The 21,487-nt window shown below is 68.5% G+C and carries 20 protein-coding genes; 13 read left to right on the top strand and 7 right to left on the bottom strand.

Translation table 11 applies throughout. The features are described 5' to 3' along the window. The first annotated feature begins 12 nt into the window (after window positions 1–12). From AC5Y36_RS11705 to AC5Y36_RS11665, 9 genes are all read left to right on the top strand, one after another. Window positions 13–570 (top strand): SAM-dependent methyltransferase, encoded by a 558-nt coding sequence (locus AC5Y36_RS11705; RefSeq protein ID WP_500041070.1) that lies wholly within the window; start codon window positions 13–15, stop codon window positions 568–570. 97 nt (window positions 571–667) lie between these two features. Then, window positions 668–2,143: a neutral zinc metallopeptidase gene (locus tag AC5Y36_RS11700; RefSeq protein WP_500041069.1), complete on the top strand. Its 1,476-nt coding sequence runs from the start codon at window positions 668–670 to the stop codon at window positions 2,141–2,143. Window positions 2,144–2,218: 75 nt separating this feature from the next. After that, window positions 2,219–3,262, top strand: a complete 1,044-nt coding sequence (locus AC5Y36_RS11695) for an LLM class F420-dependent oxidoreductase (RefSeq protein ID WP_500041068.1) — start codon at window positions 2,219–2,221, stop codon at window positions 3,260–3,262. Further along, entirely contained in the window at window positions 3,259–4,497 is a 1,239-nt protein-coding gene (locus AC5Y36_RS11690; protein ID WP_500041067.1) for a cytochrome P450, read from the top strand. The genes AC5Y36_RS11695 and AC5Y36_RS11690 overlap by 4 nt, the downstream gene beginning before the upstream one ends. 4 nt (window positions 4,498–4,501) lie before the next feature. Continuing rightward, window positions 4,502–5,329: an SDR family NAD(P)-dependent oxidoreductase gene (locus tag AC5Y36_RS11685; protein ID WP_500041066.1), complete on the top strand. Its 828-nt coding sequence runs from the start codon at window positions 4,502–4,504 to the stop codon at window positions 5,327–5,329. Continuing rightward, on the top strand, window positions 5,326–6,396 hold the full coding sequence (locus AC5Y36_RS11680; RefSeq protein WP_500041064.1) for a phosphotransferase family protein: 1,071 nt from the start codon (window positions 5,326–5,328) through the stop codon (window positions 6,394–6,396). The genes AC5Y36_RS11685 and AC5Y36_RS11680 overlap by 4 nt, the downstream gene beginning before the upstream one ends. A 69-nt stretch (window positions 6,397–6,465) precedes the next feature. Then, window positions 6,466–7,824 carry a flavin-containing monooxygenase gene (locus tag AC5Y36_RS11675; RefSeq protein WP_500041062.1) on the top strand — a complete coding sequence of 453 codons (1,359 nt, stop codon included), beginning with the start codon at window positions 6,466–6,468 and terminating at the stop codon, window positions 7,822–7,824. Further along, complete coding sequence (locus AC5Y36_RS11670; protein WP_500041061.1) at window positions 7,821–8,441, top strand: TetR/AcrR family transcriptional regulator; 621 nt, start codon at window positions 7,821–7,823, stop codon at window positions 8,439–8,441. The genes AC5Y36_RS11675 and AC5Y36_RS11670 overlap by 4 nt, the downstream gene beginning before the upstream one ends. After that, the gene (locus AC5Y36_RS11665) at window positions 8,438–9,376 is read left to right on the top strand and encodes an alpha/beta hydrolase (protein WP_500041060.1); all 939 of its coding nucleotides are present in this window, start codon (window positions 8,438–8,440) and stop codon (window positions 9,374–9,376) included. The genes AC5Y36_RS11670 and AC5Y36_RS11665 overlap by 4 nt, the downstream gene beginning before the upstream one ends. A 47-nt stretch (window positions 9,377–9,423) precedes the next feature. Here AC5Y36_RS11665 and AC5Y36_RS11660 read toward each other — a convergent pair whose 3' ends face one another. Further along, window positions 9,424–10,245, bottom strand: a complete 822-nt coding sequence (locus AC5Y36_RS11660) for a mycofactocin-coupled SDR family oxidoreductase (RefSeq protein ID WP_500041059.1) — start codon at window positions 10,243–10,245, stop codon at window positions 9,424–9,426. A gap of 16 nt (window positions 10,246–10,261) precedes the next feature. Further along, window positions 10,262–11,431 carry an acyl-CoA dehydrogenase family protein gene (locus AC5Y36_RS11655; RefSeq protein ID WP_500041058.1) on the bottom strand — a complete coding sequence of 390 codons (1,170 nt, stop codon included), beginning with the start codon at window positions 11,429–11,431 and terminating at the stop codon, window positions 10,262–10,264. Between the two features lie 99 nt (window positions 11,432–11,530). Here AC5Y36_RS11655 and fabG point away from each other — a divergent pair, with 99 nt between their 5' ends. The 4 genes from fabG to AC5Y36_RS11635 are packed head-to-tail and all read left to right on the top strand — an operon-like array spanning window position 11,531 to window position 15,392. After that, window positions 11,531–12,271: a 3-oxoacyl-ACP reductase FabG gene (fabG, locus tag AC5Y36_RS11650; protein WP_500041057.1), complete on the top strand. Its 741-nt coding sequence runs from the start codon at window positions 11,531–11,533 to the stop codon at window positions 12,269–12,271. Beyond that, window positions 12,268–13,488, top strand: coding sequence for an acetyl-CoA C-acetyltransferase (locus AC5Y36_RS11645; protein WP_500041056.1), 1,221 nt, complete (start codon window positions 12,268–12,270; stop codon window positions 13,486–13,488). Before fabG ends, AC5Y36_RS11645 begins: the two co-directional genes overlap by 4 nt. Continuing rightward, window positions 13,485–14,678, top strand: coding sequence for an acyl-CoA dehydrogenase family protein (locus AC5Y36_RS11640; protein ID WP_500041054.1), 1,194 nt, complete (start codon window positions 13,485–13,487; stop codon window positions 14,676–14,678). Before AC5Y36_RS11645 ends, AC5Y36_RS11640 begins: the two co-directional genes overlap by 4 nt. Window positions 14,679–14,681: 3 nt before the next feature. Beyond that, complete coding sequence (locus tag AC5Y36_RS11635; protein WP_500041053.1) at window positions 14,682–15,392, top strand: GntR family transcriptional regulator; 711 nt, start codon at window positions 14,682–14,684, stop codon at window positions 15,390–15,392. On the opposite strand, the gene AC5Y36_RS11630 is transcribed toward AC5Y36_RS11635, so the two are convergent. The 5 genes from AC5Y36_RS11630 to AC5Y36_RS11610 are packed head-to-tail and all read right to left on the bottom strand — an operon-like array spanning window position 15,389 to window position 21,475. After that, the gene (locus tag AC5Y36_RS11630) at window positions 15,389–16,891 is read right to left on the bottom strand and encodes a class I adenylate-forming enzyme family protein (RefSeq protein WP_500041051.1); all 1,503 of its coding nucleotides are present in this window, start codon (window positions 16,889–16,891) and stop codon (window positions 15,389–15,391) included. The genes AC5Y36_RS11635 and AC5Y36_RS11630 overlap by 4 nt on opposite strands. Then, window positions 16,884–18,437, bottom strand: a complete 1,554-nt coding sequence (locus AC5Y36_RS11625; RefSeq protein ID WP_500041049.1) for a class I adenylate-forming enzyme family protein — start codon at window positions 18,435–18,437, stop codon at window positions 16,884–16,886. The genes AC5Y36_RS11630 and AC5Y36_RS11625 overlap by 8 nt, the downstream gene beginning before the upstream one ends. Next, complete coding sequence (locus AC5Y36_RS11620; RefSeq protein WP_500041048.1) at window positions 18,427–19,875, bottom strand: class I adenylate-forming enzyme family protein; 1,449 nt, start codon at window positions 19,873–19,875, stop codon at window positions 18,427–18,429. Before AC5Y36_RS11620 ends, AC5Y36_RS11625 begins: the two co-directional genes overlap by 11 nt. Beyond that, on the bottom strand, window positions 19,875–20,666 hold the full coding sequence (locus tag AC5Y36_RS11615; protein WP_500041047.1) for an enoyl-CoA hydratase/isomerase family protein: 792 nt from the start codon (window positions 20,664–20,666) through the stop codon (window positions 19,875–19,877). Before AC5Y36_RS11615 ends, AC5Y36_RS11620 begins: the two co-directional genes overlap by 1 nt. Further along, window positions 20,657–21,475 (bottom strand): enoyl-CoA hydratase/isomerase family protein, encoded by an 819-nt coding sequence (locus AC5Y36_RS11610; RefSeq protein WP_500041045.1) that lies wholly within the window; start codon window positions 21,473–21,475, stop codon window positions 20,657–20,659. The genes AC5Y36_RS11615 and AC5Y36_RS11610 overlap by 10 nt, the downstream gene beginning before the upstream one ends. Window positions 21,476–21,487: the final 12 nt, after the last annotated feature.

The following is a 21,487-nucleotide window of genomic DNA, read 5'->3' as shown; positions in this document are numbered from 1 at the left end:
CGGTGGGCTCCGATGGGTGAGGTCGACCGGGTCCGCTGGGATGAGCGCTATACCCGACTGGGGCCGGTCCGTCCCGACGACGTCGCAACGCCGACGGTGTTCGCCGCCTTCGGCCACGAATTCCCCAGCAGCGGGCACGCCCTGGATCTGGCCTGCGGGCAGGGAGCGGTCGCCGTCTGGCTGGCCCGGCGAGGCCTGCAGGTGCGCGGGATCGACATCTCGCCGGTCGCCGTCGAGCAGGCTCGCGGACTGGCCCGACGATGCGGAGTCGAGGACCGCTGCCGGTTCGACGCCGCGGACCTCGATGACGGGCTGCCCGCCGGACCACCGGTGGACCTGCTGATGTGCCACCGATTCCGGGACCGCCGGCTGGACCGGGCGATCACCGAGCGACTGGCGCCCGGCGGGCTGCTGGCGATCACCGCGCTCAGCGAGGTCGGCGGCAGTCCCGGGCCCTTCCGGGTGACCGCCGGGGAGCTGCCGGCGGCATTCCCCGACCTCGAGGTGATCGCCACCGGTGAGGGCGCGGGACAGGCCTGGCTGTTGGCGCGGGCAGATCGCTCAACGTGAAATTGGCTCCCGAACCCGCCCGAATAGGACAGTATTCTTGAATCCGCTGGCTGCGGTGACCGTGCCGCCCGACGAGAACCGAGACGAGGTTGGCTCAATGAGTAGTCGCAGCACCCGGCGCCGGATATGGGCGGGCTGGGCTCGATCGGCCGTGCTGGCGGCGTGTGCCGCGCTGATGCTGGCCGGCTGCGGGTCGGTGGTATCCGGCAAGGCGATATCGATGCTCTACAACCCGGCGCGGGTGGGGGGTCTGCCGGTGACCGACGGGCCCAGCGGTCCGCGAGACAATGCCCCGGCACCGACCGGCACGGTGGAGAACACCGACAACGGTGAGATCGACAAGTTGGCGCTGCTGTCGCTCAACGACATCGAGGACTTCTGGCGCACCAACTACCAGGGACTGCAGGGCAGCTTCGAGCCGGTCGCCAAGACGGTGTCCTACGACTCGACCGATCCGTCGAGCCCGCGGCTGTGCAGCTCGGAAACCTACCAGCTGGTCAACGCCTTCTACTGCCACAAGTCGAACCTGATGGCCTGGGATCGCGGCGTGCTGTTGCCGGCCGGCAAGAAGTACTACGGCGAAATGTCGATCACCGGGACGCTGGCCCACGAGTACGGGCACGCCGTGCAGTACATGGCGGGACTGATCGACAAGCACACCCCGACCATCGTCGCCGAGCAGCAAGCCGACTGCTTTGCCGGTGTCTACCTGCAGAACGTGGCCGCGGGCAACTCATCTCGTTTCACGCTCAGCACGACCGACGGGCTCAACCACATCCTGGCCGGGGTCATCAACCTGCGCGACCCGGTGTTGGGTCCCGACGACGAGGAGATGATCGAAGAAGGACACGGAACCGCGCTGGACCGGATCAGCGCCTTTCAGATGGGCTTTGACAGCGGCACCTCGGCGTGCGCGGCGATCGACATGAAGGAGATCGAAGGGCGCCGCGGCGATCTGCCGATGTCGCTGCAGCCCACCCAGGGTGGTGGCACCGAGAGCGGGGACGTCGAGATCACCGAGGACAACCTGACGGCCCTGATGGAGGTGATGAACGGAATCTACAGCCCCTCCGAGGCGCCCACGCTTTCCTTCGACGACGCGAAATGCGCCGACGCTCAGGCCAGTCCGCCAGCGTCGTACTGTCCGGCCAACAACACCATCTACGTCGACCTGCCTGCGCTGCAACAGATGGGCGAAGCCGCTGACGAGAACAACAAGGTGATCCTGCAGGGCGACAACTCCGCATTCTCCGTCGTCATGTCGCGCTATGCACTGGCGATGCAGCACGAGCGTGGTGTCGGGTTGACGTCGGCGATGGCGGGGCTGCGAACCGCGTGCCTGACCGGCGTCGGTCAGCGGGGTATGGCAGACCCGAACGGTCTGAACGAGGGCAAGGGATTGATCCTGTCCGCCGGCGACCTCGACGAAGCGGTCGCCGGGATCCTGGCCAACGGGCTGGTCGCCAGCGACGTCGACGGCAACACCGTGCCCGCCGGATTCACCCGAATCCTGGCATTCCGGTCCGGGCTGCTCGATGACGACAAAGACCGGTGCTACCAGCGATTCCCGTGACCCGCTGAGGGGCAGGCGCTGCCCCGCGCACTTGACCGTTGCTTCAACTGAAGACCTTACTGTAGCGTCTCCGGCATGTGCAGCCTCAAGGTCGACGGAGGTCTGCCCGCTCGCCTGGCACGCGTCCCAGCCGGCGCCCGCGACCTGGAACACCTCGGCTACGACGGCTGCTGGGTCGGTGAGATCAACAACGACCCGTTCCTGCCCCTGTTGCTGGCCGCCGAGCACACCACCCGGCTGGAGTTGGGCACCAGCGTCGCGGTGGCATTCGCACGTAATCCGATGACCGTCGCGAACGTCGGCTGGGATCTGCAGTCCTACTCGCGGGGCCGCTTCATTCTCGGGCTGGGCACCCAGATCCGTCCGCATATCGAGAAGCGGTTCAGCATGCCGTGGAGCCACCCGGTGGCGCGCATGCGTGAATTCGTACATGCGCTGCGGGCGATCTGGTCGTCGTGGCAGGACGGCGCCCCGCTGCGCTTCGAGGGCGAGTTCTACACGCACACGATCATGACGCCGATGTTCATGCCCGAACGCCACCCGTACGGGTTCCCGCGGATCTTCATCGCCGCGGTCGGTGAAGCCATGACGGAGCTGTGCGGTGAGGTCGCCGACGGCATGCACGCCCATGCCTTCACCACCAAGCGGTACCTGGAGGAGGTGACGATTCCGGCGGTGCAGCGCGGCCTGGATCGCGCCGGACGTGACCGCGCCGCGTTCGAGCTGTCCGCCCCGGTATTCGTGGTGACCGGCGAAACCGAGGAGGAACTGCGGACCGCGGCCACCGCGACCCGCAAGCAGCTCGCCTTCTATGCGTCGACACCGTCCTACCGTGCGGTGCTGGAGCTGCACGGGTGGGGTGAGCTGCAGCCCGAATTGCGCCGGCTGTCGCTGCAGGGCGACTGGGACGCGATGGGCACGCTGATCGACGACGACATGCTCGAGGAGTTCGCGGTGGTGGCCCCGGTAGGCGAGCTGCCGGCCAAGCTGCGCGCCCGAGCCGACGGTGCGCTCGACCGCATCCTGCCGGGATTCCTGGCGCGCGCGTCGGAATCCACGGCGACCGCCGTCCTCGACGGCTTGCGCACCAGCCCGACCACGTCAGGAGGACCCAGGTGAGCACCCGGATCATCGACGAAGCGGCGCGGGTGTTCGCCACCCCGTCCGCCTACACCGACGAGCCGAAACTGCATGCGGCACTGAGTCATCTACGCACCCACGCGCCGGTCTCCTGGGTCGACGTGGCCGGTTATCAGCCGTTCTGGGCGATCACCAGGCACGACGACATCATGGCGATCGAGCGGGACAACGAGCTGTTCACCAACTGGCCGCGCCCGGTGCTGATCACCGCCGAGAACGACGAGCGTCAGGCCGCCACCGGGGTACGCACCCTGATCCACATGGACGACCCGCAGCACCGGGTGGTGCGGGCGATCGGGGCCGATTGGTTTCGTCCCAAGGCGATGCGGGCGCTGAAGACCCGCGTCGACGAACTGGCCCGAACCTACGTCGACGCGATGTTGGTGCGGGCGCCGGAATGCGACTTCGTCCAGGAGGTTGCGGTCAACTACCCGCTGTACGTGATCCTGTCGCTGCTCGGCCTGCCGGAATCGGACTTTCCGATGATGCTCAAGCTCACCCAGGAGCTCTTCGGCAACGACGACGACGAACTGCGGCGCGATGTCCCCGCGGGCGAGGAGATCACCGCGCTGCTGGAGATGTTCCAGTACTTCACCGAGGTGGCCGCGTCCCGGCGCGCGAACCCCACCCACGACATGGCCTCGGTGATCGCCAACGCGCGCATCGACGGGGAACCGCTGTCGGACATCGACACCGTCTCCTACTACGTGCTGATCGCCGCGGCCGGCCACGACACGACCAGCGCCACCATCGCCGGCGGTCTGCTCGCGTTGCTCGAGCATCCCGATCAACGCGAGAAGCTGCGATCCGCACCCGATCTGATGCCGCTGGCGGTCGAGGAGATGATCCGCTGGGTCACCCCGGTCAAGGCCTTCATGCGTACCGCCGCCTCCGACACCAGCATCCGCGGCGTCGAGATCGCCGCGGGCGAATCGCTGCTGCTGTCCTATCCGTCGGCCAACCGCGACGAGGCGATCTTCGCCGACCCGTTCCGATTCGACATCGCCCGCGACCCCAACAAGCACGTCGCGTTCGGGTACGGTGTGCACTTCTGCCTGGGGGCGGCGCTGGCCCGCATGGAGGTCAGCAGCTTCTTCACCGAACTGCTGCCCCGGCTGGACTCCATCGAATTGGCCGGTGCGCCACAGCACATCGCCACCACGTTCGTCGGCGGTCTCAAACACCTGCCGATCCGGTACACGGTGCGGGGATAACCCGGTGGGGCACTTCACCGGCCGGCAGGCGGTCGTCACCGGCGCCGGCTCCGGGATCGGGGCAGCGCTGTGCGGGGCGCTGGCCGGCGCGGGCGCCGAGGTGGTGTGCACCGACATCGACGGGGACGCCGCCGAGCGGACCGCCACCGCCCTGGGCGCGCGGGCCGCTCAACTGGACGTGACCGACGCAGCCGCGGTGCAGGCCGTCGTCGATGAGGTGGTCAACCGGGCCGGGCGCCTGGATCTGATGTTCAACAACGCCGGGATCACCTGGGCCGGAGACACCGAACTGCTGACCCTAAAGCAGTGGAACGCGATCATCGACGTCAACATCCGCGGCGTGGTGCACGGGGTGGCGGCCGCCTACCCGGTGATGATCCGCCAAGGCCACGGCCACATCGTGAACACCGCGTCGATGGCGGGCCTGGCGGCAGCGGGCCTGATCACCAGCTACGTGATGACCAAACACGCGGTGGTCGGGCTGTCACTGGCGCTGCGCACCGAAGCCGCGGCACACGGTGTCGGTGTGCTCGCCGTGTGCCCGACCGCCGTGGAGACCCCGATCCTGGACAAGGGCGTGATCGGCAACCTCAGCACCCGGGACTACTACCGGACCGGGCAGGGCGGCAAGAATTTTCACGATCCGGACCGGCTGGCCCGCGACACCCTACGCGCGGTACGGCGCAACCGGGCGCTACTGGTGACGCCCCGCGCCGCCTACGGTTCCTGGCTGTTCGCGCGGCTGGCCCCCGGACTCCTGCAACGCCTGGCCATTCGGTTCGTCGCCCAACAGCGCGCCGCTCAACACCAACCGGAGGGACCACCGCGATGACCCAGCCGATCCCGCGTTACCCTGCCGACGTGACCAGCGGCTGGCTGGCGCGGGTGCTCAGCAGCGGCGACGACCTCGTCACGGTGGACCGGGTCGAGGTGACGGCAGTGGGCACCGGCCAGACCGGCGCCACCTACCGGGTCGCCGCGCACTACGCGCACAATCCGGGTGGCCTGCCGGAGACGTTCGTGATCAAGCTTCCCGCGGGCGACGACACGGTGCGCGACCGGGTCGCGCTGGGCTACCGCAGCGAATGCGCGTTCTACGGTTCGGTCGCCGACCAGGTGAAAATCCCGGTCCCGCAGTGCTTTCACTGCGAGATCAGCGAAGACGCCGCCGATTACGCGCTGCTGCTGGCCGACCAGGCCCCCGCCGTGCAGGGCGACCAGATCGCCGGCTGCGGGGAGACGCAGGCCCGGTTGGCGGCCGCCGCGCTAGCCGGATTGCACGGCCCCACCTGGTGCGGACCACAGTGGCCCACCTTCCCCGGTTTGGCGATGACGCAGTTGGACGCGGCCGGCGCCAAGGGGATGGGCGATATCGCGCAACTGAGCGCCGATGTCACCGCGGAGAAACTGGGCGCCAAACTGGGACCGGCCGACTGCGACACGCTGCGGGCCGCGATGAGCCTGGTGACTCCGTGGGTGCTGAGCCGCACCGAGCGCTTCAGCTTGATCCACGGCGACTACCGCCTCGACAACATGCTGTTCACCCCGGACGGCACCAGCATCTCGGTGGTGGACTGGCAGACGTTAGGGGTGGGGCTGCCGACCCGCGACCTCGCCTATTTCACCGCCACCAGCTTGGAGCCCACGCTGCGGGCCGAGATCGAACGCGACCTGGTGGGGGAGTACCACGACGCGCTGGTGACCTACGGCATCACCGGATACGACCGCGAAACCTGCTGGGACGACTACCGATTCGGGGCGATCCAGGCGCTGCTCATCTCCGCGCTCGGATTTGCGTTCGCGGTCGGCACCGACCGCGGCGACGACATGATCGTGACCATGCTGCGGCGCGGCTGTCAGGCCGTGCGAGAGCTGGGGACGCTTGATCTGGTGTCCTAGAGTTCTGACGGTCTGACAACTGTCAGAATTCATTGACAACTGTCAGAAGTGCTGGATAGTGTCGCACGGGTGAGCAACTGGGCGACCCAAGGCGAGCTGCCGCGCACCGCGGTGATCGGCGCCGGAATCAGCGGGCTGACCGCCGGCAAGATGCTCAAGGACTACGGCGTGCCCTACACCACCTTCGAGCTGTCCGACCGGATCGGCGGCAACTGGGCGTTCGGCAACCCCAACGGGCACAGCAGCGCCTACCGGTCGCTGCACATCGACACCTCCAAGCACCGGTTGTCGTTCCAGGACTTTCCGATCCCGGAGCATTTCCCGGACTTTCCGCATCACTCCGACATCAAGTCCTACCTGGATGCCTACGCCGACACGTTCGGTCTGCTGGAGAACATCGAGTTCACCAACGGCGTGGTGCGGGCCCGTCGGCTCGACGCCGGCGGCTGGGAGATCGAGGACCAGGCCGGCCAGATCCGCGGCTTCGACCTGCTGGTGGTCGGCAACGGCCACCACTGGGATCCCCGGCTGCCGGAGTTTCCCGGCACGTTCACCGGGGACACGATCCACTCGCACCACTACATCGATCCACGCACCCCGCTGGAGCTGTCCGGCAAACGCATCCTGGTCGTCGGGATCGGCAACAGCGCAGCCGATATCACCGTTGAACTGTCGTCCAAGGCGCTGCAGAACCGGGTCACGCTGTCCACCCGGTCCAGCGCATGGATCGTCCCGAAGTACCTCGCCGGCCGGCCCGGCGACAGGTTCTGGCGCACCACGCCGTATCTGCCGCTGTCCTGGCAGCGCAAGGCGCTGCAGAAGGCCGCGCCGCTGCTGGGCATCGATCCGACGCTGTACGGTCTGCCGCCGGCCAACCACAAGCTGTTCGAAGCCCACCCGACTCAGTCCGTCGAGCTGCCCTTGCGGCTCGGCTCCGGGGACGTGATTCCCAAACCGAACGTCGCCCGGCTTGACGGTGCCACGGTGCATTTCGACGACGGGACCCGTGACGACTTCGACGTGATCGTCTACGCCACCGGCTACAACATCACCTTCCCGTTCTTCCGCGAGGATCTGATCAGCGCCCCGGACAACCAGATCCGGCTCTACAAACGCATGTTCAAGCCCGGACTCGACGATCTGGTGTTCATCGGCCTCGCGCAGGCGGTTCCGACGCTGTTCCCGTTCGTCGAGTGCCAGTCACGGCTGCTGGCCGCGTACGCGGTCGGGCAGTACGCGCTGCCGTCGGTGAACGAGATGGACCAGGTGATCGCTGCCGATCAGCAGCGCTACACCGGGCACTGCACCGACCGGCCACGACACACCCAGCAGGTGGATTTCTTCTACTACGAGCACGACATTCGCACCCGCGAGTTACCGGCAGGCATGCGGCGGGCCCGATCCCGACGAGCGACGGTGCGGGCATGAGATCGGTCACCGACCGTCGCCCGCCGCAGCGCGGGGACGCGCGCCGGGACGCGATTCTGGACGCCCTCGAACGCAGCCTGCAGCAGGGCGGTCTCGACGAGGTCAATCTCACCGCGGTGGCCCAGCAGGCCGGGGTGTCCCGGTCGGCGTTCTACTTCTACTTCGAGAACAAGGCGGCTGCCGTCGCGGCGTTGATGGAGCGGATGTATGACGACACGTTCTTCGTCACCGACGTGTTCACCATGGCCGCCGAATCGCCGCGGACCCGGGTCTACACCATGCTGGAAGGGCTTTTCGACACCTGGGAGCGCCACCGGCACCTGTTCCGGGCGCGGCTGGAGGCCCGCGGCAGCAGCGCCGCGGTGCGTGACGTGTGGGACAGTGCGCGGCAATCCTTCGTCGAACCGGTGGCCGGCATGATCCGCGCCGAACGCGCAGCCGGTGCGGCCCCCGACGGGCTGGACGCCACAGTTTTGGCGTCGGTGCTGATGGAGTTCAACGACCGCATGCTGGAACGACTCACGCTGGGCGGCACGCTGTCCCGCCGGCAACTCCTGGACGGTGCCGCGGCGATCTGGCTGGGCTCCATCTACGGCATCACCGGGGAGGCGCCATGATCCGCACCGACGTCACCTTCGACTCCGCGGGTGTGCGGTGCGACGCCTGGCATTTCCCGGCGTACGACGACCGACTCGGCGGGTCCGCCGGCAGACCGGTGGTGGTGATGGCGCACGGCTTCGGCGGCACGAAGGACTCGGGCCTGGCGTCGTTCGCCGAACGGTTCGCCGCCGCCGGGCTGGACGTGTTGGCCTTCGACTTCCGCTGCTTCGGCGCGTCGGAAGGGCAGCCCCGACAGAGCATTTCGATCAGCCGCCAGATAGCCGACTATGCGGCGGCGGTGACGGCGGCCAAGACGCTGCCGGGTGTCGATCCGGGGCGGGTGGTGTTGTGGGGCGTGTCGCTGTCCGGCGGCCATGTGCTGCACGCCGCGCTCGGCCGCGACGAGGTGGCGGCGGTCATCGCACTCACCCCGCTGACCAGCGGACTGGCGGTGAGCCGTGCCGCAGTGGTGCAGACCGATCTGCTGGGCGCCCTGCGCTGGACGCTGATCGGCGTCAAAAGCCGCATCGCGGTGGCACTGGGCCGCGCCGCCACGTTGATGCCGCTGGTGGGACGTCCCGGTGAACCGGGTGCGCTCGCCTTAGACGGTGCCTACGAGAGCTACCACGCCCTGGCGGGTCCGACGTGGCGCAACCAGGTCGACTCCGCCGTCGGTCTGGAAGTCGGCCGGATCCGGGCGAACTCGGCGGCCAAGCAGCTGCGTTGCCCGCTGTTGGTGCAGATCGCCGACTTCGACCGATATGTGCCGGCGAGCTCGGTGACGAAGACCGCGGTGCGCGGCCGGGCGCAGGTGCACCACTACCCGTGCGACCACTTCGACGTGTGGCCGGGCCACCCCTGGTTCGACCGGGTCGCCGAGCACCAGGTGGCGTTCCTGGTGCGGTTGTTCAACGCGGCACCTTCCTCGCGAGCAGACGTAAAAGTGCCCTAAACTGGTTAATTCAGAGCACTTTTGCGTCTGTTCGCGGGGGATGCCGCTCAGTATTGGGTGGAACCCTGGTCGACCGGAATCCGGGCCGCGGTGATGGTGCGGGCCTCGTCGCTGGCCAGCCAGCACACCGTGTCGGCGACGTCCTCCGGCTCGGCGACCCAGATCGGCAGAAACGGTGTGAGCATGTTGCTCAGCTGCGGGTAGCTCGCCATGGCCTTGGCCACCGCGGCGGGCATCTCGCCGGTGCCCATCGGGGTGTTCACCGGTCCGGGGTGCACGCTGTTCACCCGGATCGAATGCTTGCCCAGCTCGGCGGCGAAGGCGCGAGCCATCCCGGTGACCGCATGCTTGGAGGCGGTGTAGTGCACCATGAACGGCTGAAGCTTGAGCCCGGCCGCCGAACTGATCAGGATGATCGAGCCGCCCCGGCCGCCGTCGATGATGTGCTGGGCACCGGCCATCACCGTGTTCCAGGTGCCGGTCACGTTGATGTCCATCACGTCGCGAAACGACGCCGGGGTGATGGCATCCCACGTCGCCGGCGCCGCGACACCGGCGTTGGCGACGATGACATCCAGGCGCCCGAAGGCGCCGACCCCGTCGGCGACCGTCTCGCACAGCCCGTCGTAGTCGCGGGTGTCGACGACCGCGGAGCGGATTCGCCGGCCGGTGGCCTCCACGAGCCGCACCGTTTCGGCAAGATCCTCCGGGGTGGCCGGGTGATAGGGCACGCAGTCCGGCAGCTTGCCGGCCACATCGATCGCGATGATGTCGGCGCCCTCGGTCGCCATCCGCACGGCGTGCGCACGGCCCTGCCCGCGCGCCGCCCCGGTGATGAACGCGACCTTGCCGGTCAGCCGCCCGCTCATACCCACTCCTCGGTTGTCATTTGACGGATTGCCGTTGTGCGGCCTTGACCAGACCGCCGCCGATGATCAGGCGCTGGATCTCGCTGGTGCCCTCGTAGAGCCGCAGCAGCCGGACGTCGCGGTAGATCCGCTCCACCGGCACTCCGCGCATGTAGCCGGTGCCACCGTGGATCTGCACCGCCAGATCGGCCACGTTACCGGCCATTTCGGTGCAGAACAGTTTGGCCGCCGACGGTGCGATGCGACGGTCTTCGTCGGCCACCCACAGCCGGGCGGCATCGCGCACCAGCGCCCGACCGGCCAGCACCCCGGTCTGCTGGTCGGCGATCATCGCCTGCACCAGCTGGAAGTTGCCGATCGGTGTGCCGCCCTGGGTGGCGGTGGCCGCGTAGCCGACGGACTCGTCCAGCGCGCGCTGCGCGGTGCCGACCGCCAGCGCGGCGATGTGCACCCGGCCGCGGGCCAGCGACGTCATCGCGGCCCGGTAGCCGTGATCCTCGCTGCCGCCGACCAGTGCGCTCCCGGGCACCCGCACATCGCTGAAGTTGACGTCGGCGGTCCAGGCGCCCTCCTGGCCCATCTTGGCGTCCTTGACGCTGACCTCGACACCGGGCGCGTCCGCCGGCACCAGGAACACCGCGATACCTGCACCCTGCTCGTCGGCGGGCCGGGTACGGGCGAACACGATGAACAAGTCGGCGGTGGGCGCGTTGGTGATGAACCGCTTCTGGCCGTTGATGATCCAATCCGAACCGTCCCGAACGGCTTTGGTGTGCAATCCGGCCGGGTTGGAGCCCGCGCCGGGCTCGGTCAGCGCGAACGAGGCGACGACGTCGCCGCTGGCGATCGATGCCAGCCACCGCGACTTCTGTTCGTCGGTGCCGAACCCGACCAGCACCTGCCCGGCGATCCCGTTGTTGGTACCGAACATCGACCGGACGGCCAGCGACGTGTAGCCCAACTCCATCGCGAGTTCGACATCCTGGGCGAGGTTGAGCCCCAGGCCGCCCCACTGCTGGGGAATCGCGTAGCCGAACAGGCCCATGGCCTTGGCCTGGTCGCGCAGATCGTCGGGCACCTTGTCCTCGTCGAGGATCTCCGATTCCCGGGGCACGACGGCGCTACGGACGAAGTGGCGGGTCTGCGCCAGGATCTCGGCGAAATCCTCGTCGCTGACTTCGCTCATCGCCGCTCCTCCGCATCGCACCCCGGCCCCACCGTTCCGGGGCAGATCATATATGAAATACGATAACCGAACGAATGCGGAGAGAAGGTGGGTGATCAGATGTCGTTGTTGACCGGTCGGACAGCGGTCGTCACGGGCGGTGCCCAGGGATTGGGCTACGCCATCGCGGAACGGTTCATCGCCGAAGGCGCCCGGGTGGTGCTCGGCGACGTGAACCTGGCTGCCACCCAAGCCGCCGCCGAACAGCTCGGCGGGTCGGGCGTGGCCGCAGCCGTCGGCTGCGACGTCACCGCGGCAGCCGAGGTCGACGCCCTGGTCGCCGCCGCGATCGACATGTTCGGCGGGCTGGACATCATGGTCAACAACGCCGGCATCACCCGCGACGCGACCATGCGCAAGATGACCGAAGACGACTTCGATCGGGTCATCGCCGTGCATCTCAAGGGCACCTGGAACGGCCTGCGTGCCGCCGCGGCGATCATGCGGGAACAGCAGCGCGGTGCGATCGTCAACATGTCGTCGATCTCCGGCAAGGTCGGCATGGTCGGCCAGACGAACTACTCGGCGGCCAAGGCCGGCATCGTCGGGATGACCAAAGCCGCCAGCAAGGAGTTGGCGTATCTGGGTGTCCGGGTGAATGCGATCCAGCCGGGTTTGATCCGCTCGGCGATGACGGAGGCCATGCCGCAACGCATCTGGGATTCGAAAGTGGCCGAGGTGCCGCTGGGACGGGCCGGCGAACCCGACGAGGTGGCCAACGTCGCACTGTTCTTGGCCTCCGACTTGTCCTCGTACATGACCGGCACCGTGCTCGAGGTGACCGGAGGCCGGCACCTGTGACCTTCCGCGAGGCGGTGATCTGCGAGCCGGTACGCACCCCGATCGGCCGCTACGGCGGTATGTTCGCCTCGCTGAGCGCGGTCGAACTCGGCGTCGCCGCGCTGCGGGGACTGCTGGAACGCACCGGTATTCCCGTCGGCGCCGTCGACGACGTGGTTCTGGGCCACTGCTATCCCAGCAGCGAAGCGCCGGCGATCGGCCGGGTGGTGGCGTTGGATGCCGGTCTGCCGGTGGCGGTTCCGGGCATGCAGGTCGACCGGCGCTGCGGGTCGGGACTGCAGGCGGTGATCCAGGCCTGTCTGCAGGTCACCAGCGGTGACAGCGACGTCGTCGTCGCCGGCGGCGCGGAGAGCATGAGCAATGTGGTGTTCTACTCCACCGACATGCGGTGGGGCGGCTCCCGCGGCGGCGTGACGGTGCACGACGGTCTGGCGCGCGGCCGGACGACGGCCGGTGGACAGCACCACCCGGTGCCCGGCGGCATGCTGGAGACCGCGGAGAACCTGCGCCGGCAGTACGGCATCTCCCGGGCAGAACAGGACGAACTGGCGGTCACCTCGCATCGGCGGGCGGTGGCCGCCCAGCGCAGCGGTGTGTTCGCCGAGGAGATCATCCCGGTGACCGTCCGAACCCGCGGTGGTGAGCAAGTCGTCGACACCGACGAGCATCCCCGCGCCGATACCTCGGTGGAGTCACTGGGCAAGCTCAAACCGGTTCTGGGCAAGGATGATCCGGACGCGACGGTGACCGCCGGCAACGCCAGCGGGCAGAACGATGCCGCATCGATGTGCGTGGTCACCACCCGGGAGAAGGCCGACGCGCTGGGACTGACACCGCTGGTGCGGCTGGCGTCCTGGGGCGTTGCCGGGGTGGCACCCAACGTCATGGGCATCGGACCCGTTCCGGCCACCGAAGCCGCGCTCGCCAAAGCCGGTCTGCGGCTGGGCGATATCGACCTGATCGAGCTGAACGAGGCGTTCGCCGCGCAGGCGCTGGCGGTGATGGCCGAATGGGGGTTCGGCGCCGCCGAGCGGGAGCGGACCAACGTGCACGGGTCGGGGATCTCGCTAGGGCATCCGGTCGGCGCGACCGGTGGCCGGATGCTGGCCACCCTGGCCCGCGAGCTGACCCGGCGCGGTGCCCGTTACGGACTGGAAACCATGTGCATCGGCGGCGGTCAGGGCCTGGCGGCAATCTTCGAAAGGGTCGAACAGTGACCAGACTTGCGCAAACCCTGGGTCTGACCGAGTTCCAAACCGAAATCGTCGCGACGGTCCGCCAATTCGTGGACAGGGACGTCATCCCGACGGCGGCCGAACTGGAACGCACCGACACCTATCCGCAGGCGATCGTCGACGCCATGCGTGAGATGGGCCTGTTCGGTCTGATGATTCCGGAGGAATACGGCGGGCTGGGCGAATCCCTGCTCACCTACGCGTTGTGCGTCGAGGAACTGGCCCGCGGCTGGATGAGCGTCTCGGGCGTGATCAACACCCACTTCATCGTCGCCTACATGCTGCGTCAGCACGGCACTGACGAACAGAAGCAGCACTATCTGCCGCGGATGGCGACGGGGGAGACCCGCGGCGCATTCTCGATGTCCGAGCCCGAACTGGGATCCGACGTCGCCGCGATCCGCACCCGCGCCACCCGAAACTCCGACGGCGGCTACACCATCGACGGCCAGAAGATGTGGCTGACCAACGGCGGAAGTTCGACGCTGGTGGCCGCCCTGGTGCGCACCGACGAGGGCGCCGACAAGCCGCACCGCAACCTGACCGCCTTCCTGGTCGAAAAGCCGACCGGGTTCGGGGAAGTCGCGCCGGGGCTGATCATTCCCGGCAAGATCGACAAACTGGGCTACAAGGGCATCGACACTACCGAGCTGATCTTCGACGGTTACCGGGCGGCCGCCGGCGACGTTCTCGGCGGCGCCCCCGGCCAGGGGTTCTTCCAGATGATGGACGGTATCGAGGTCGGCCGGGTCAACGTGTCGGCGCGGGCATGCGGGGTGGGGATCCGGGCGTTCGAACTGGCGGTGCGCTACGCTCAGCAACGCGAGACGTTCGGCAAACCGATCGCTGATCACCAGGCCATCGCCTTCCAGCTGGCCGAGATGGCCACCAAAGTCGAAGCAGCGCACCTGATGATGGTGAATGCCGCGCGGCTCAAGGACTCCGGGGAGCGCAACGACGTCGCGGCCGGGATGGCCAAGTATCTGGCCAGTGAGTTCTGCTCGGAGGTGACCCAGCAGAGTTTCCGGATCCACGGCGGCTACGGCTACTCCAAGGAGTACGAGATCGAACGGTTGATGCGCGACGCCCCGTTCTTGCTGATCGGTGAGGGCACCAGCGAGATCCAGAAACAGATCATCAGCAAGCGGCTGCTCGCCGACTATCGGATCTGAGCAGTGGGCACCCCCGAGTTCCCCACCCGGTCACAACTTTCCGAGGATGTGGCCCGCTTCGTGCGCAAGCGGATCTTCAACGGCAGCTACCCGGCCGGACAGTATGTGCGGCTGGACCAGCTGGCGGCCGAACTGGGTATCAGCGTCACCCCGGTGCGCGAGGCGCTGTTCGGGCTGCGCGCCGAGGGGCTGCTCGAACAGCAACCGCACCGCGGCTTCGTGGTGCTGCCGGTGACCGCCCGCGACATCGCCGACGTCGCCGACGTGCAGGCCCACATCGGCGGGGAACTCGCCGCCCGCGCGGCAGCCAACATCACCGCCGAGCAGGTGCGTGCCTTGCGGGCGATCCAGGATCAGCTGGAAGGCGCCTACGCCCGCGACGACGAAGAAGCCGCGGTGCGGCTCAACCACGACTTCCATCGGGCCATCAACGTCGCCGCCGACTCACCGAAGCTGGCCCAGCTGATGTCCCAAATCACCCGCTACGCGGCCGAATCGGTGTTTCCCACGGTCAGCGGGTGGCCGGCGAAATCCTGCAAGCATCACCGGCAGGTGCTGGCGGCATTGGCCAAACACGACGCGGAACTGGCCCGCACCACGATGGCCGAACACCTCGCCGCAGCGGCGGCGCCGATGATCGACCACCTCATCGAGCACGGGGTGGTGGACGCCTCCAGCCGGATGAGTCCGCGGCGGCGGGCGTCGGCCGGCTAGGTCGCCAGCAACATCGCCCGCAGCCGGCGCACATCCACCTTGCCGGTCGAGCCGCGCGGCACCGCATCATCGGAATCCGCCAGCAGCCACACCGTCGGCACCTTGAAGGAACTCAGCAGCGCTCGGGCCTGGGTGCGCAGCTCCGGCACGGTGTGGCCACCACACACCACCAGCGCACCCACCCGCTCGACGCCGGCCTGCGTCACATTGGTGACGAAAGCGGCGTCGACGCCCGCGACGGACCGCAGCGCCCGCTCGACCTCTCCGGGATACACCGTGGCGCCACTGACTTTGAACATGTCGTCGCAACGCCCGTGGGAGAACAGGAACCCGTCGGCGTCGAGGTGGCCGAGGTCGCCGGTGGGGTAGAAGCCGTCGACGGTGAACACGTCCTCGCGGCCGCGGCGGCAGATGCCGCGCATCAGGTGTGGCCCCCGCAGCTGAATCATGCCGATAGTGCCCGACGGAACCGGGGCGCCGGTGTCGGTGTCGACGATGCGAACCTGGATGCCGGGAAAGGGCTTTCCACAACTGCCCCACGCCGAGCGCGGCATGTCGGTGTCGGCGCGGCAGCCGCTGTACGGCCCGAAGGCTTCGGTCATGCCGAACAGGGTGGCCCGAGCCCCGGGTTCGGCGCGCTGCTCCGGCGGCAGCAGGGCTTCCAGGCTGCCCGGGCGCAGCGCGGACAAGTCGGCGCTGCCACGGTGACGGGCCAGGGTCTCGGCCTGGTCGGGCCAGCCGCGAAACAGTGTGACCCGTTCGGATTCCAGCAGGCGCAGGGTACTTTCGGCCGTCGGGATCTCCTCGGTGACCAGCGTCGCCCCCGCCTGCAACGCCGAGAGCACACCGCTGCCGAACCCGCCGACCCAGAAGAACGGCATCGGAAGATACAGCCGTGTGCTGGAATCGACGCAGCGCGCATCCAGGCCCGACCGCACCGCCCGCAGCGCGTTGCCATGGGAGTGCTGTACACCTTTCGGCAGCCCGCTGCTGCCGGAGGTGAACATGATGACCAACGGGTCGCTGGGGGTCACCGTCGCCGTCACGGCGTCAACGATCCGGGCTGCGCCCGGGTCGGGCGTGGCGGGGAGCAGCCGATCGGCCGGCCAGACTTCGCGTAGCGCGGGAAGATCGGCCGGCAGGTCATCGAGGTAGCGGTGGCCGCGGAACTCCTCGACGCCGATCAGGACCTGCACCGAGGCTACCCGAAGCTGGGCGGCCAGTTCCGGGGCGGTCAACAGGGTGCTCAGCGGGACCAGCACCGCGCCGATGCGGGTCAACGCGAGCGCGATCTGCACCCAGCGCACACCGTTGGGCATGATCAGCCCGACCCGCGTTCCCTTGCCGACACCGGCGCCGATGAACACCGCTGCCAGCTCGCGGGTGGACCGCTCGAGTTCGGCGTAGCCGAGCCGGGTGCCCGGATCGATCACCACCGGTTTGGCGCCCTCGGCGGCCCGGCCCCGCACCAGCGCATCGATGGTCAGCTGCTCAGGCATCGAACACCTTCGCCAGCTGCTGCAGATCGACTTTGCCGTTGGGACGCAGCGGCACCTGTGCGGCCGGCAGCACAACCAGGCGCCGCGGGATCTTGTAAGCGGACAACTCGGCTGCCAGCCGCTCCCGCACAACGGATTCGTCGAGGCCGTCGCCGATCAGCACGGCGGCGACCAGCTGTCCGCGGTCGGGGTCGGGCAGACCGAGCACGTGCGCGACGGCGCCGTCGGCCACCTTGGCGATCGCGCGTTCCACCTCCGCCGGCGACACATTGGCCCCGGCGGTCTTGATCATCGAACGGCGTCGGCCGAGGAAGTAGTAGAACCCGTCGGCGTCGACGCGCACCAGATCGCCGGTGTGAAACCACCCGTCGTCGTCGAAGCACTCCTCGCGGCTGCGTTTGTAGTACCGCTGCATCAGATACGGGCCGCGCACGCACAGTTCGCCGACGGCCCCGGGAACTACATCGAAACCGTTGTCGGGGTCGACGACCCGGCACTCGAAGCCGGGGGCGGGGCGGCCGTAGCTGCCGCGCCGGTGTGACGGCTGATCGGATTCGTCGTCGCTGATCAACACCACGCTGCCGGTCTCGGTCAGGCCGAGCATGTTGTGCCGCAACTGCGGATCGGCCGGACGAACCTCCGGCGCCATGATCGGATACAGGTTGCCGCGCCGCAGCGAGGAGAGGTCGCGTCTACTGAAACCGGGACGCCGGGCCAGAGCCGCGACGCCACCGACGAAACCGTTGGTGATGGTCGGCTTTTCGGCCTCGATCAGATCCAGCGTCGCGTCGGGATCGACGGCGTTGGAACACAGCAGGGTCGACCCGGCCAGCAGCGTGGCCAGGAGCGCGAACGCGAACCCGCCGATCCAGAAGAACGGCGAATTGCAGAACAGCGTGTCATCGGCGCACAGGCCGCGGATCTCGTTGAGGTTGCGCTGGTGGCCGAGCAGCCCGGCATGGGTGTGCACCACCCCTTTCGGGTTGCCGGTCGACCCGGACGTGTAGATGATCGCCACCGGATCGCAGGCCTCGACGTCGTCTTCCAGCGCCGCCAGCCGCGGATCGCGGATCGGATCAGCGCCCGGCGGCGCCACATCGAACACGATGTGGCGCAGCTGCGGCGCCTCGACACTGTAGATCGGGCCGGCGGTGATATCGACGTCGGCGATCACCTCGGCCAGCCGCTGCCGGTAGTCGTGGGAGCGGTAGGCCTCGGCGGCCAGCAGGATCTGCACATCGCTGTGCAGCAGCTGCGCACGGAGCTCCGGTGCCGGGGCAGTCGTGGCGAACGGGATCACCACCGCACCGATGCGCGCCGCGGCCAGCGCCGCCACCAAGAACGCCGCGCCGTTGGGGTACAGCACCCCGATGTGGGTGTCCTTCCCGGCGCCCAGCGTGACCAGTGTGGAAGCCAGTACGGCTGAACGTCGCTCGGCATCGGCGTAACTGAGCCGATCCGCATCGCAGATCAGCAGCGGATGCTCGGCCCGGGCGGCTGCCTGGGCACGCAGAACCGCCGGCAGCGTCGGCGCCTCACCGGGCATGCTCGTCCTGCACGCTGAGCAGCCGCCGGACCGCCGCGAGATCGGCCTTGCCCGACGGCGTCCGCGGAATGGCCGCCACCACGGTGATGTCGGTCGGGATTTCGTAGCGCGCCAGCCGGGTCCGCAGGAACTCCACCAGTGCGTCGGCGTCAACCGAGGAGCCGGCGCGCAGTTCGACGACGGCGACCGGGGTTTCACCGAGCCGCTCATCGGGGCGACCGATGACCGCCGCTCCGGTCACCGCGGGGTGGGCCTCCAGCGCCGTACGGACGTCGTCGGGCATCACCTTGAACCCGCCGCGGATGATCGCCTGATCGGCTCGGCCCAGAATCCACAGGAACCCGTCGGTGTCGATGCGGGCCAGATCGGTGGTGCGCATCCAGTCCACCGCGGGGCCGAGCTGGCCGGGTTTGACCTCCAGCAGCCCGGCATGATCGGGCGGAAGGGGCGCACCGTCTTCGCCGACGACCCGCAGCTGGGCACCCTGGCTGGCCCGGCCGACGCTGCCGCGTTTGGCATGCCAGTACCGTTGGTAGTCGGGCAGCGTCCAGCCGGCGACCCCGCCGCCGAATTCGGTTGCCGCATAAGAGGTCAATACCGGGATGCCGTACTTGTCGGTGAACGCGTCAGCGTCGTCGGCGGACAGCGGCGCGGTGCCGGAGGTGACGGCGCGGATACCGGCCAGGTCGTCGCGGGTCAGGTCCGAATGCAGCACCATCCGCAGCGCGGCCGGCACCAGCGACACCGCCTTGGGTCGATAGCTGCGGACCGCGTCGGCCCACCGGGCCAGCTCGAAGCGGTCCAGCAGCACAAAAGATCTCGCGTCCGCGACGCACTGCAGCACCCGAAACACCCCGCCGATGTGCACCAGCGGCGAGTTGACGATGGCGACACCACCGCGCAGCTCGGTGGGTTCCGGACCGAGCACGCTGTGCGCCAACATGTCGTAGCTGAGATCGACCCGTTTGGGCGGACCGGTGGTGCCGCTGGTCAACATCCACACCGCCACCCCGGGACGGCCCGGGTCGGTACCAGGTTCGGCTGCCTCGTGCACCTCGGCAGCCTCGGTCAGCCCGGTCAGCGTCACCACCGTGGTGTGCGGGCCGGCGGCGACCAAGGCGGCCAGGTCGCCGGCTTCGCCGATCACCATCGGCAGCGCCATCGCCGTGATATCGCTGCGGGTGCGATCGTCGCCGCGGGAGGGATTGATGACCACCACGCAGCCGCCACCCAACAGCACCCCGAGCAGTGCGGCGACCTGAGCGGGCCGGTTGCGCAGCAGAATCCCGACCCGCCGTCCCGCGGTCAACGCCGCGATGCGCCGGGCCAGATCGCTGAGATCGGCCCAGGAGTACCAGGTGCCGTCGTACTCCAGCGCGGCCGCCTGCGGCTGCAGCTCGAGGACGTGCGCGATGCGGCGGCTCAACCGATGGGTCATCACCGGATCTGGGGCGGGGTGGTGGGTCGCGGGGGCTGTGCGTCGAGTTCGGCCTGACCGAGCGGGTTGCCCAGCCGGGTGTAGATCAGGCCCTGATCCAGCGCCGCGCGATACGGCTTGTCCAGGGACTCCCAGATCGCCTTGACGGTGCCCTGGGTGGCCGATGGCGGCTTGGCGGCGATCGTCGCCGCGATCTGATGGGCACGCGCCCACAGGTCTTCGGCGGGGACCACCTCGGTCACCAGCCCGATCCGTAGTGCGGTGTCCGCGCTGACCCGCTCGTCGTTTCCCATCAACGCGATCCGCAGCGTTTCGCCCAGGCCGATGCGGCGCATCAACCCGATCGGCTCCAGCGCGCAGACCAGCCCGGCGGACACGTGCGAATCGAAGAACGTGGCGTCGGCCGAGCAGATCACCACGTCGGATTCGTTGACGAAGTAGAACCCGCCGGCGGTGCACATACCCTGTACCGCACACACCACGGGTTTGAACATCTTCTGCCACTTGGGGCTGAGCAACTCGCCGGGATCCTCGTGATTCCAGACGTTTTCCGGCTGCCCGTACGGGGTTTTGACGTCCAGCCCCGCGCTGAACGCCCGGGTGCCTGCCGCCCGCAGCACCACGGCGTTGGTGCCGGTGTCGAGTTTGACGATGCGCCACGCGGCGGCCATCTCCTCGCACAGCGTGCGATTGAAGGCGTTGAGCTGATCCGGACGATTCACGGTGATGGTCGCCACCTGATCGGCGCGGTCGAAGTCGAGCAGGATGGTCTCGAACGGCATCATCGGCACCGCCACTCCGGTGCCCGCTTCTCGACGAACGCCTTGGGCCCCTCCAGTGAGTCCTGGGTGTGCAGGTTGCGTTCCCGGAACGCTTCGGCGAGCATCTCTGCCTCGTGCAGCGGCATATCCAGGCCCTTGAGGATCGCCAGCCGGGTGCCGCGCACAGCCAGCGGCGCGTTGGAGTTGACGAGGCCGGCGATCTCGTGGGCGCGCTGCAGCAGCCGGTCGTGCGGCACGACCTCGCTGATCATGCCGAGATCGTAAGCGCGCTGGGCGCTGAGCCGTTCGTGGCGGCCCATCATCGCCATCCGCAGCGCCACCGAGCGGGGCAGCACCCGGGCCAACCGGACCACCTCGCGTCCGGCGACCAAGCCGATCGACACGTGCGGATCGAAGAAACTGGCCTGCTCCGAGGCGATGACGATGTCGCCGGTGGTGACCCAGTCCAGCCCTGCGCCGCAACAGATGCCGTTGATGGCCGCCAGCACCGGCTTGGCCATGGTGCGAAACGGCGGGGTGCCCTCCTGCGGGGCCTCCCACTGCTCATAGCTGGACAGGTAGGGCCGTTCGTTGATCACCTTGCCGTCACCGGGGATCGCCTTGACGTCGGCGCCGGTGCAGAACGCCCGGCCGGTGCCGGTCACGACCAGCATCCAGACGTTGTCGTCGTTCTCGGCTTCGTGGTAGGCGGCCCGCAATTCGGTGATCATGTGCGGGCTGAGCGCGTTGAGCGCCTCGGGACGGTTCAGCGTGATCGTCGCCGTGTGTGCGTCCACGTCGTAGGTGATCGAATCGAACCGCGCGGATTCAGCAGTCATCCATGGCCCCTT

The organism is Mycobacterium sp. NGS50 (assembly GCF_059812545.1).
This window is presented reverse-complemented; position numbering and strand designations above follow the sequence as displayed.